General features: G+C 35.2%; 8 protein-coding genes. 5 read left to right on the forward strand and 3 right to left on the reverse strand.

Features of this window, described 5'->3' with window-relative positions:
• Positions 1 to 376 precede the first annotated feature (376 nt).
• From mutS to QL232_RS19880, 3 genes are read left to right on the forward strand one after another with little or no spacing between them, the layout of a single operon-like run.
• Positions 377 to 2,953, forward strand: coding sequence for a DNA mismatch repair protein MutS (gene mutS, locus QL232_RS19870; RefSeq protein WP_281615566.1), 2,577 nt, complete (start codon positions 377 to 379; stop codon positions 2,951 to 2,953).
• Positions 2,954 to 2,994: 41 nt separating this feature from the next.
• Positions 2,995 to 3,522, forward strand: coding sequence for a DUF4199 domain-containing protein (locus QL232_RS19875; protein WP_168883676.1), 528 nt, complete (start codon positions 2,995 to 2,997; stop codon positions 3,520 to 3,522).
• A gap of 17 nt (positions 3,523 to 3,539) precedes the next feature.
• A complete protein-coding gene (locus tag QL232_RS19880) occupies positions 3,540 to 4,511 on the forward strand; it encodes a glycosyltransferase family 2 protein (RefSeq protein WP_168883675.1) in 972 nt (323 codons plus the stop codon).
• An 81-nt stretch (positions 4,512 to 4,592) separates the two neighbouring features.
• Here the strand turns inward: QL232_RS19880 and QL232_RS19885 are convergent, their stop codons facing one another.
• From QL232_RS19885 to QL232_RS19895, 3 genes are all read right to left on the reverse strand, one after another.
• A complete protein-coding gene (locus QL232_RS19885) occupies positions 4,593 to 5,150 on the reverse strand; it encodes a DUF4136 domain-containing protein (RefSeq protein WP_168883674.1) in 558 nt (185 codons plus the stop codon).
• Positions 5,151 to 5,471: 321 nt separating this feature from the next.
• Complete coding sequence (locus QL232_RS19890) at positions 5,472 to 7,085, reverse strand: RagB/SusD family nutrient uptake outer membrane protein (RefSeq protein ID WP_281615510.1); 1,614 nt, start codon at positions 7,083 to 7,085, stop codon at positions 5,472 to 5,474.
• 18 nt (positions 7,086 to 7,103) lie between these two features.
• Positions 7,104 to 10,073, reverse strand: coding sequence for a TonB-dependent receptor (locus QL232_RS19895; protein WP_281615511.1), 2,970 nt, complete (start codon positions 10,071 to 10,073; stop codon positions 7,104 to 7,106).
• A gap of 351 nt (positions 10,074 to 10,424) precedes the next feature.
• Between QL232_RS19895 and QL232_RS19900 the strand changes: the two genes are divergently transcribed.
• Together QL232_RS19900 and QL232_RS19905 are read left to right on the forward strand one after the other, a co-directional pair.
• Complete coding sequence (locus QL232_RS19900) at positions 10,425 to 11,552, forward strand: sensor histidine kinase (RefSeq protein WP_168883671.1); 1,128 nt, start codon at positions 10,425 to 10,427, stop codon at positions 11,550 to 11,552.
• Positions 11,545 to 12,336, forward strand: coding sequence for a response regulator transcription factor (locus QL232_RS19905; protein ID WP_168883670.1), 792 nt, complete (start codon positions 11,545 to 11,547; stop codon positions 12,334 to 12,336). Before QL232_RS19900 ends, QL232_RS19905 begins: the two co-directional genes overlap by 8 nt.
• Positions 12,337 to 12,395 lie beyond the last annotated feature (59 nt).

Below are 12,395 nucleotides of genomic sequence, written 5' to 3' on the forward strand. Positions count from 1 at the left end.
TTCTCTTCTACATGATGTTAAAAAAATAAAATTGAACAACCTTTTTATTAATCAATCGTTCGAATAAACAAAGGATAATAAAAATTGATTAGGTAGTAGATTAGTTAAGATCGTGCGTAGAAAAGGGATTCCATTTTGTGGTATCCCTTTTTTTTTCGTGAATAGTATTTATCCATTAGTGATATTATTTTCTCATTAGCTAAATTTGTCACCTTTAATAAGGTGGTATATCACAAACAATATTTTAATCTACTTTTGTGATGCCTTCTTATTTTTAAGAAGCTATTTATGAATGTCTTGAACAGGCATTATTATCATACATAAAAAGAAGTATACTTTGGCAAAAGGGAAAACAAAAGCGAAGAAGGAAACTCCAATGATGAAGCAGTTCAACGCGATTAAAGCGAAACACCCAACAGCTTTATTATTATTTAGAGTAGGAGATTTCTATGAAACCTTTGGAGACGACGCATTAACAGCAAGTAAAATCTTAGACATTGTATTAACAAAAAGGTCTAATGGTGCTGCTTCCGAAATGGCTTTAGCTGGTTTTCCTCATCATTCTTTAGACACTTATCTGCCTAGACTGGTAAAAGCTGGACAAAGAGTTGCTATTGTAGATCAGCTAGAAGATCCTAAAACGGCAAAAGGTGTTGTGAAACGAGGAATTACAGAATTAGTAACTCCTGGTGTATCTATGAACGATAATGTTCTTAATGTTAAGTCAAACAATTACCTCGCTGCAATTCATATTACAAAAAAGGAATTAGGTATTTCTTTCCTTGATATCTCTACTGGTGAATTTTTTGTAGCACAAGGCGATCAGAATTACATTGATAAGTTACTCCAAGGGTTTTCTCCTTCAGAAGTTTTGTATTGTAGAAATGATCAAGAGGCTTACAAAGAAATTTTTGGAGATACTTACCCTACCTTCCGTCAAGATGATTGGGTATATACTTCTGAATATGGCTATGAAAAACTTACAAGTCATTTTGGAACTAAAAACCTAAAAGGTTTTGGTATTGAAAACTTACCGTTGGCAATTATCGCCGCTGGAGCCATCTTGAATTACTTGGAATTGACCGAACATCATCATATCGATCATATCCATCAGATTAGTAGAATACAGGAAGATAAATATGTTTGGTTAGATAAGTTTACTGCGAGAAGTCTAGAGTTAATTTTCCCTCAAAATGAAGGTGGAATACCTTTAATAGATATTTTAGATCGATGTGTTACTCCAATGGGGGCTCGTCTTCTAAAAAAGTGGACTGTATTACCATTAAAAGACAAAGGAGGAGTTGATGCCCGTCTTGATGTTGTAGATTTCTTTACAAAAGAAGAAGATATAGCAGACGATGTGATTACTCATCTTCGCCAAATCACGGACATCGAAAGATTGATCTCAAAAGTGGCTGTTGGAAGAGTAAACCCAAGAGAAATTGTTTTCATCAAGAAGGCGCTTCAACATGCTGCTCCAATCAAAAATCTTTTAGAAAATACTAGTAATACTGAAATAAGAGCTATTGCAGATCGTATCAATACTTGTAACGTTTTAGTAGAACGTATTGAAAAAGAAATGCAAGACAACCCTCCTATTAATCCTGCTCAAGGAAACATTATTAGAGAGGGAGTAAATGCTGAGTTAGATGAATTAAGATCTATTTCTCACTCAGGAAAAGATTTTCTTCAGAAAATTCAAGAGAGAGAAAGTGAGCGTACAGGTATTCCATCATTAAAAATTGGGTATAATAAGGTATTTGGATATTATCTAGAGGTTCGAAATACACATAAAGATAAAGTACCAGCCGAATGGATTCGTAAATCTACGTTGGTCAATGCTGAAAGATATATCACAGAAGAACTTAAACAGTACGAAGAGAAAATTCTTAATGCAGAATCACAGATATCTGTTATTGAGACGAAAATCTTTATGGATCTAATTCGTGCTGCAACAGAATATATCAATCCAATACAACAAACAGCTGCTACTTTAGCAAAATTAGATTGCTTATTATCTTTTGCATTTAATGCGATTGAATATAATTATATAAAGCCAGCGATTACCGATGACAAGGCTTTAGATATTAAAGAAGGAAGACACCCAGTTATCGAAAGACAATTATCTGCTGATGACCCATATGTTCCAAATGATGTTTATCTAGATACTCAGGAGCAACAAATTATGGTCATTACAGGTCCCAACATGTCGGGTAAGTCCGCCTTATTAAGACAAACTGCCTTAATTGTGTTAATGGCTCAAATGGGATCGTTTGTTCCTGCAAAATCGGCACAAGTAGGTATCGTTGATAAAGTATTTACCAGAGTTGGTGCTTCGGATAACTTATCAAAAGGTGAATCGACATTTATGGTCGAGATGACGGAAACTGCAAGTATACTGAATAATATCTCTGACCGAAGCTTAGTGCTAATGGATGAAATTGGTAGAGGTACCAGTACATATGATGGTGTTTCTATTGCTTGGGCTATAGTAGAATACCTACATAACCATAAAAAAGCAAAGGCAAAAACTTTATTTGCTACACATTACCATGAGTTAAATGAGTTGGCAGAAGACTTCCCTCGTATCAAAAATTTTAATGTATCAGTAAAAGAATATCAAAAGAAAATTATTTTCCTCAGAAAATTAAAGGAAGGAGGAAGTGAACATAGTTTTGGTATTCATGTTGCCCAATTGGCTGGTATGCCTCAATCAGTTGTAAGGAGATCAGAAGATATTCTTGATCATCTTGAAAAAGATAAGAGGAAAGAAAAAAATAAAGAAGCGATTAGAGAAGTACCAAAAGAAAATTATCAACTTTCTATCTTTGATGGTGCAGCAGACCCTGTAGCTAAGAAACTCAAAGAAGAGATGGAAGCATTGGATATTAACACAATGACTCCACTCGATGCTATGTTAAAGTTGAATGAGTTGAAAAAGTTACTGTCTTAATCAATTCTAATGCCTATTTTTATAAAAATTTGCAACTCGATATGAACGAACTACCACAAAAAAGAACGTTTGCCATTAAATACGGGGCTATCGTTGGTGTATTTAGTTTTGGATATAGTGTACTTCTTTCCACACTTGGAAAAACACAAGATCCGTTTCTACAATACTTAAATATATTAGTGATTGTTACAGCAACATTTTTTGCTTACAGAGAATATAAATTTCATAGTGGAGGATATTTAAACTACAAAGATGGAGTAAAGTTAGGTACCTTACTTTCTTTTATCGGAGCATTAATCACCGGAGTTTTAAACTACTTATATGTAAAATTCCTTGATGATTCTGCCATTATGCAAGCCATAGAGCAAACAAGAGTAGAATTAGAAAAGCAACCTCAATTAACTGATGAACAAATTGACCAAGCCATAGAATTATCACAATGGTTGGCACTTACTCCTATTCCCTATTTATTGAGTGTTGTTTTATATACCTTCTTAGGTTTTCTACTAGCATTAGCCATTTCTTACTTTATGAAACAAGAAGTAGGAAAAGATGGATATAATTTCTAGAAATAAATCATCAGTTCATGACTGAAAAAAATAAAATAGATGTATCCGTTGTGGTACCACTGCTCAATGAAGCAGAATCTTTACCTGAGTTGGTAGAATGGATCAATAGAGTTTTTGAACAAGAAAACATCAATGGAGAAGTTTGTCTTGTTGATGACGGAAGTACAGATAATTCTTGGGAAGTGATTCAGGAATTAAAGAAGAAATTTCCTTGGGTAAAAGGTTTACGTTTTCTTAGAAACTACGGTAAATCTGCAGCCCTTCAAATGGGTTTTCAAGAAGTAGAAGGAGAAGTAGTAATTACTATGGATGCGGACCTTCAGGATAGCCCTGATGAAATCCCAGAACTTCGTAGAATGATCTTGGAAGATGGCTATGATTTAGTATCAGGCTGGAAGGAAAAACGATACGATCCTATTACAAAAACACTACCTACAAAGCTTTTCAATGCCGCTACAAGAGCTGTTTCCGATATACAACTGCATGACTTCAATTGTGGACTAAAAGCCTACAAAAAGGATGTTGTGAAAGTGATTGAGGTATATGGTGAAATGCATAGGTATATTCCAGTTATCGCTAAATGGAATGGTTTCGGGAAAATTGGTGAAAAATCAGTTGCCCACCAAGCTAGAAAATATGGAACAACCAAGTTTGGTCTTGAGCGTTTTGTCAATGGCTTTTTAGACTTAATGTCTATTACTTTTGTTTCTAAGTTCAAGAAAGCTCCAATGCATTTCTTTGGCTCATTAGGTTCTGTTTCCTTTTTAACGGGTACTATTGCTGCACTCTGGTTGATCCTTGAAAAGGTATACCTTTCTATCAACAATCTTCCTATTCAGAGAGAAGTAACAGAACAACCACTTTTCTATTTGGCACTCACAGCGGTAGTCATAGGTTCCCAAATGTTTATGACAGGTTTTATTGCCGAAATGGTTTCACTCAACCAAAGCAATCGAAATGACTATCATATCAAAGATCGAATCGATTAATTGATAGATATAGCAATAAAAAAATCCCAGTAACATCATCTCGATATTACTGGGATTTTTCTTTACAATGAGTTGAACTTTTTAGTTCTTCATTGGATATTTATTAAAGATACTTTTTACAAATCTGTTGATGTTTCTCTCTCTTACTACAGGATTCTCTTGCTTCTCTGGAACAGTTCCTACGGCAGCAGCTTCCCAAAGTAATTTTCGAGCTTGAGTATCAAATACATCTACTACAAAAGTACCTTCAGTGTAATCGTACTCAGAGTAGTGCGTAGCACCCATACCCCAAGGTCCATACCATCCGCCGTATCCAGCGTTATATGATGTTACACTTTTCTTTTCCTTCGTTGTGAATACCATTCCAACCTGTAAATCTGCAGTTGTATCTTGCTCAGAATAAGTATATCCTAACGATTGCATATTTGTTATGACAGCGTTTTTGATACGCTCACGGTCAAATTCATTCACTTTGGCATTTGTTTTTTGCCAAGGTAAAACACTAAATGTTTTGTATTGAGTGAAATTTGTACCTGGTTTATAATCTGTATAAATCTTTGCCGATGAACATGAAGTAACAATAAAGGCTAATCCAATAAAAGCCGATACAGTTATCAGTAAATTTTTTATGTTTTTCATAATAGTAATATTTTGATTGCTTAGCTGATAGATCTTCTTAAACTTAGTTCTCAGCTATAAATATTGTAAATACTACCGAGATCTTTATTAGTATTTTACTCTTTTAAACGATCAAAGATTTAATGTTTAGTAAAAATTAAGAATCAACACAATATCTTAACAATTTCAACCAAGCTATTCTCTAAAAACATAAATTACAGTGTTACAACATTGATGTAGGTTAATTTATCATAGTCTTATAAAAAAAACAGGCAGAGAGACATAGTCCCTCTGCTTGTTACAATTCATTGTCCGTTATATTATTATTCACCTAAATTCTTATTAGTCTACGTCCCACCATAGAGAAGTACCACCTGCGTCAACTGACCCTGAAATAGGGCTAGTTACTTTATGTGTACTTTCTGCCTCTAGGTTTTTGATACCGTTAGCGTAAGAAGTAGCATTGTTTACTGCTTCACCGTCAGGGTATCTTAAACGTTTGATAGCTTCACCTGCAGGAACATCTCCGTTACTCTTGTTGTATTTCACAGGGAAGATATGAGGGAAACCTGTTCTTCTGTATTCAGCCCATGCTTCCATTCCTTCTGGGAACATTGCAATCCACTTTTGAGTAATAATTTGCTCTAAAGCTCTTGAAGCATCATACTTGATAGTAACATCACTTGCAGCTTCAATACTGTAATCTGTACCATAAGTAGCATCAGATACATCTACATAATCTGCAGGAACACTAGTATCATCTGCTAAGTAAGCATCAGCTTGATCAGCAATACCATGTTGAGTGAAAGATTGTCTCACGCCTTCTTCATATAAAGCTTGAGCCGTTCCACCAACGTTCCATCCTTTTAATGCTGCTTCTGCTCTTAAGAAATACACTTCAGCAGAAGTCATTAATACGATATTAGTAGTTTGGTTGATGAAGTCAGGATTGATTCTAGAGTAGTATTGGTAATCACCACGACCATCAGGTAAATCAATACCAGAACGTACACCTGCAAAACCAGTTTTGATTGGAGAACCATCTTCTGGTCCACCTGCCTCAGTAAAGTATACTGCTGTTCTTGGGTCACTGTAACCTGTTAAGATAGATTCCATATCAGCACCCATTTTGATATCACCCCATCCTTCAGAAATTGTCGCTAATGGATGAACGATTGAAGCATTAACTCTTGCGATATCATCACCTTCAAATACACCTGTAGCAACTGCCTCTTCAGCATATTGTTTAGCTTTATCTGGAGCAACATTAGAGATTCTCATTGCTAATCTTAACTTAAGAGAAGCTGCTAACTTTTTCCACATTAAGAAATCTCCTTGGTATAAATCATCTACTGCAGAGAATGTAGGAATTTGCTCAGGATTATCACCAATATTAGCGATAGCTAAATCCAACTCAGCAAAAAACTTGTCGTAGATCTCAGATTGCTTATCATAAGTTACTTCTGGAGAACCATAATCTACATAAGGGATAGGACCATAGATATCAGTCATTCTGTGCATACCTAATACTTTAAGTACTAGTGCTGGAGAATATAATCTTGGTGTTAAATCCTCTGAGATTAAGTCAATTGCATTTGCCGGTGACATTACATTTTCATATCCGATTGACCAAGGCCAGAAGTTCCAGATTAAGTTGTAATGCGTTGCGTTTGAGTTTGCTGCAAATGGAGTTGGAGGAGCCATGTAACCTGAAAATACATCACCATTCAAGTTTTGTTGTACCTGCCACTTCCAGTTCGAGTTATCAAAGTTGAAGTAAATCGAACGTGATAACTGAGGGAAGAAACCATTTACTAAGTTACCGTCTGCTAATAGCTCTTCGTTTGTTGGCTTGTTAGGATCATTATTAATTTCTTCGAAATTACTAGTACATCCTGTAAATACACCTGCTGCTAAAACAGTAGGTAGAATATATTTTTTTAAAACTGTTTTCATTGTAGTCGATCTTTTAGATTAGAAGTTTACTCTTAAGTTCAAACCTACGCTTCTTGTAGTTGGTAAACCGAAGAAGTTAAGACCTTGAACACCTGCACCTGTTGACATTACTACATCTGGATCGAATGGTGCTGCATTGTAGAAGAAGAATAAGTTTCTACCAATTGCTGATAACGTTACATCACTAAGAGGACCAACTTTGTCGAAAGTATAACCGATTGATAATTCTCTTAATCTTACGTTAGTTTGATCATATAAGTACTGAGAAGTAACATTTGATCTACCAGCAGTTGCTTGTAAGTATCCTAGAGGATCGAATTGGTTACCTTCTACTGTTACTGTACCTGTATTTTCTACAGCGTTAGCAAATTCAATTGAAGTACCTTCTGCATCCATGTAAGAGTTAGTCAATGATAATACTTGACCACCAAACTTACCATCAATTACCATGTTTAAAGTAAATCCTTTGTACTTTAATGTGTTTGTCCAACCTGCGATTAAGTTAGGGTTAGAGTTTGACTTCTTAGCACTTTCTGGATCTAAAGAACCTGATGAAGGAAGACCGTCATCACCGATGATCATGTTACCATCCTCGTCTCTTGCAAAGTCAGCAGTCCAGATTTCACCAATTGCTCCACCTTTTCTTAATACTTGCATGTAGTTGATGTTACCACCATTAGTTACGATATCAAATTCTGCTTCAGTACCGTCAGCTCTTGTATAAAGCTCTTTGATTTCGTTTACGTTTCTTGCGAAGTTGAATGTAGTACTCCAAGTAAGATCACCTTGTGAAACTGGCATAGCTGAGATTGATAATTCAAAACCTCTGTTTTCAACATCACCTGCGTTCACATAGCTATATTGGAATCCTGAAGAACCTGTTGGGTTAGCTACACGGAATAACTGGTTTACAGTGTTCGTTTTGTAGAAGTTAGCATCCATGTATAATAAACCATTGAATAATTCTAACTCTGCACCGAATTCAATTGAAGTAGAAAGCTCAGGCTTTAAGTTAGCCGCTGGCTCAGTATCAGCAAATTTCAAGTTACCATTGAAGTCAACCTCATGTTGTAGAGTTGTTACACCTGGTTGAGCATCGTTACCTAGTACTGTATAGTTACCTCTAACTTTCGCTAATGAAATTACGTCTGGTAAATCCATCATCTTGTTAAGAACTGCTGTTAAACCTACTGAAGGGTAGAAGTAAGAATTATTGTTTGATGGTAATGTAGATGACCAGTCATTTCTACCTGCTACGTCTAAGTATAACATATCTCTCCAACCAAGTGTAGCACTTGCGAATACTGATTGTACTTGACGTTGTAAGTAAGTTTCAGTTGGAACCATACCTTCTGGTAAAGCTGATACAGTAAAGATGTTTGTGTATCTAATTGATCTCTTATCAGAAGTTACTCTTTGTAAAGTATTTTCCTCATCACGGATTGAAGAACCTAATAAAGCAGTTACATTGAAATCATTGAATTGCTTATTGAAGTTTAAGATCGCATCAGCATAAATCATAGTGTTAGAGAAATCATCTCTGAAGTAACCACCATATGATAAACCTGTGATCGGATCCGCTGAGATATTGATTGGGTTAGTAGTAGCATGTGCTTTTCTTTCCCAAACATCTTGAGTTGCATCAATGTTAGCACGACCTTGTAATGAAAGGAATTCGTTGAAGTTATACTTCGCTGAACCTGATAACATGAAACGGTTACGAATATCTTCTGTTTGTGCTTTGTTCAATAACCAGTAAGGGTTTTCGTTACCAATTTCTGATTTTACAGTTGCTGGATAGTTTTGCTCGTAAATCTTTCTGTCTGAGTTCCAAGTTTGGTAGTTATTAGTTAACTCATCATTTGAGATAGATCTAGATGATAAGTAAGAACTATAGATAGGGTTCATGTACGCACCAGCTGTTGGTCTATTGATACCTTTTTGGTTGATGTAGTTTGCAGAAACTCTCATTTCTAACTTGTCATCCAAACCTTTTGTAGTAGCGTTGAATGAGAAGTTGTTTTTGTTGAAAGTGTTTGTTGGCATTACTCCGTTTGCAGTAGTATTTGCGTAAGAAGCATAGAATTGTGATTTCTCTCCACCTTGAGTATATGATAATGAATTTACCCAAGTAGTTCCAGTTTTGTAGAAGTCATCTGCAGTGTGAGCATTGTGGTTGATTGCATTTCCTTCAGCATCATATTTTGATTGCATTTCAGGATACATGTAAGCTTGTTCTGCAGTAAAGTTTGATGAGTAAGTTAAGTTAGAGTAACCAGGACGTCCTTTCTTTGTAGTAATCATGATTACACCGTTTGCCGCTTGTGAACCATAAAGAACAGACGCTGCAGCACCTTTTAAGATGTTGATTGACTCGATGTCTTCTGGGTTGATGTTTGAGATACCATCACCACCATCACGACCTGGGTTTTCAATCTCACCTGGTTGAGTAGCACCTTGACCTGCCATTGGCACACCATCAATTACATATAAAGGAGAAGAATCACCTTTTGCAGAACGGTTACCTCTTAAGTTGATTTTTACTGATCCACCAGCACCAGAACCACTTCTTGATAACTGTAAACCAGCTACACGACCAGAAAGCGAGTTCATTACGTTTGGATCTTTAGCAGTAATTAGATCTTCAGAACTTACTGATTGAGTTGAGTAAGTTAAACTTTCTGCAGATCTTTCAACACCTAGTGCTGTTACTACAACTTCTTCTAATTGTTCAGCATCTACTTCTAATGATACTGAAAACTCTGACTGGTTTCCTACTACAATTTCTTGTGATAAGTATCCTACATAAGAGAATACTAAAGTAGTTCCGTCGGCAACTGATAAAGAGAAAGCTCCGTTAAAATCAGTTGTTGTTCCTGTAGTCGTACCTTTAACTAGTACGTTTACCCCTGGAAGTGGTTCAGAAGAGCCGTTTTCGGTTACTGTACCTTTCACAACACGGTCTTGTGCGTGAATTGTGTTTGCCATAAGCAGCAAACTAATAAACATTGTTAGTAGTCTGAATTTCATATTGAACTGAAGGTTAGATGAACAGACGATGCAGGCAAATCATTAAATTAGTATTTTTGGCCTACAAGCAAAGGAAACACTCCCTTGCACATTCTTGATATCGTAAATGTATATCAGACACTTAAGGAATTTTAAAAAAATAGATTAACAGTCATTAAAGTATGCTATACAGCACAATTTTTAGGATAAACTGCATTCATCCCTAGATGAACGTCATAAAATCCTATATTTAATGCAATAAATCTAAAATAATTGTTTCATCAACGCTTATCTTGTATTTAGCTTTTATTAAACAATAGACGTTAAATAATGGCAATACAAACAAAAAATAAGTTATTTGATGAGAAGATAAATATTCTAGACCATCTACCTGAATCAATGTCTTTGAAATTGAATAAACCAATCATACAGCATTCCATCTTTTGGATCATCTACTTTGTATTAAATGGTCTAAGATGGGGCAGTTATTATGATGACTACACTTACTCTTTCCAGTCTAACCTTATAGGCTTTGCGATACATATACCATTATCGTATTATCATGCCTATTATTTATTACCGAAATACATACCTAATAAGAAGTACTTTATGTACATCTTTCAATTAAGTATCGCTTTGGTAATTATGATGTACTTAAAAGTATTCCTTACCCAACAGTTTTTATTACCTGTTTGGCCAGAAGCGGGTACTCAAGCTGAAATATTTAGTGCGAACCATGTTATTGCCATTATCACCGGTGAGCTCTATGTATTAGGTATTACTACATCTATTGCTCTAACACAAAACTGGATAGCCAACCAAAAGAAGACTAGAGAGCTTGAAAAACAGAATATGATGACGGAACTGAACTTATTAAAGAGTCAGATTCAGCCACACTTCTTATTCAATACACTTAATAATATCTATTCTCTTACTTTAGATAAAAGTGATGAGGCATCTGATGCTGTGATGAAACTATCAGAGTTGATGAGTTATATGCTGTATCAAAAAGAAACAAGGGTAAACCTAGAGGACGAGCTATATTATATGCAAAGCTATCTGGATCTTGAAAAACTTAGATTCGGAAATCGCCTAATTATGACTTTTAATGTTGAAGGAGAAGCAGGAAATGTAAGAGTTCCTCAACTTTTATTCTTACCTTTTATAGAAAATACATTTAAACACGGGGTAAAGAACAAGCTCAATGAAATCAAAATTGAATTGAACTTGAAGATTTCGGATGATTTTATCACATTTGAAGTAGAGAATCCAAGTATTGATCAAACCCCACTCCCTTTCAACCTGCCTGTTCAAACGAAAAAAACCAAAACCGGCGGATTCGGACTTGCTAATGCAAGAAGACGACTAGGACTACTATATGATGATCGATACAGCCTTGACATTAATGATGGAGAGGAGAAGTTTAAAGTAACGCTTAAAATTCCACGAGATGAGTAAAATTAAATGTCTGATTGTTGATGATGAGCCTCTAGCAATAAAAGTAATTGAAAATTACTTGATGAGGTTGAACGAGTTTGAGATCGTGGCAAAATGTGAAAGTGCTATAGAAGCATTCAACGTACTACAGAATCAGAAAATAGATTTAATGTTCTTAGATATCAATATGCCAATGCTAACAGGTATTGACTTTGTAAAATCTTTAGAACAAAAACCTGAAGTAATTTTAACTACTGCTTACAGAGAATATGCATTAGAAGGCTTTGAAATTTCTGCATTAGATTACCTTCTGAAGCCTATTTCATTCCAAAGATTTTTAAAAGCAGCTAATAAAGCATCAAAATTAATTCAGACCAAAGAAGCCGCAAAAGGTAATATATCAACGGCAACTACTTCTAGTAGTAGTCCAAAAGTGACTTCAACAACTACAGCGAAATCATCATCTGATGAAGATGCTTTTATCTTCCTCAAGGTGGAAAAGAAGATGGTAAAAGTAAAGTTGGATGATATTATTTATATGGAGAGTCTAAAGGACTACCTAAGAGTCTACACAAAAGACCAAGAAATGGTTGTTCATTATACGCTCACAAAAATTCTTGAAAACCTACCAGAAGATGAATTCATCAGAGTTCATCGTTCATTTGCAATTTCCCTCAATAAGGTAAATGCTATTGAAGGTAATCAGGTAGAACTTAAAAATGGTAAAATGCTCCCAATAGGAAGACTTTATCAACAAGTCGTTAAAGATACTATCTATAGTAAAGGTATTATGCCGACCAATTAATAGATTTTATAAGTGAATAAAAAAGGATAATTAGAGTAAAGCACTCTTAATTATCCTTT

It is taken from the genome of Flammeovirga sp. SubArs3 (genome assembly GCF_947387565.1).
GTDB classification, from domain to species: domain Bacteria; phylum Bacteroidota; class Bacteroidia; order Cytophagales; family Flammeovirgaceae; genus Flammeovirga; species Flammeovirga agarivorans.

Excerpts from the sequence above, each read along its gene's own strand:
- mutS (WP_281615566.1), top strand. The coding sequence starts at position 377 with ATGATGAAGCAGTTCAACGCGATTAAAGCGAAACACCCAACAGCTTTA.
- QL232_RS19875 (WP_168883676.1), top strand. The coding sequence starts at position 2,995 with ATGAACGAACTACCACAAAAAAGAACGTTTGCCATTAAATACGGGGCT.
- QL232_RS19880 (WP_168883675.1), top strand. The coding sequence starts at position 3,540 with ATGACTGAAAAAAATAAAATAGATGTATCCGTTGTGGTACCACTGCTC.
- QL232_RS19885 (WP_168883674.1), bottom strand. The coding sequence starts at position 5,150 with ATGAAAAACATAAAAAATTTACTGATAACTGTATCGGCTTTTATTGGA.
- QL232_RS19890 (WP_281615510.1), bottom strand. The coding sequence starts at position 7,085 with ATGAAAACAGTTTTAAAAAAATATATTCTACCTACTGTTTTAGCAGCA.
- QL232_RS19895 (WP_281615511.1), bottom strand. The coding sequence starts at position 10,073 with ATGGCAAACACAATTCACGCACAAGACCGTGTTGTGAAAGGTACAGTA.
- QL232_RS19900 (WP_168883671.1), top strand. The coding sequence starts at position 10,425 with ATGGCAATACAAACAAAAAATAAGTTATTTGATGAGAAGATAAATATT.
- QL232_RS19905 (WP_168883670.1), top strand. The coding sequence starts at position 11,545 with ATGAGTAAAATTAAATGTCTGATTGTTGATGATGAGCCTCTAGCAATA.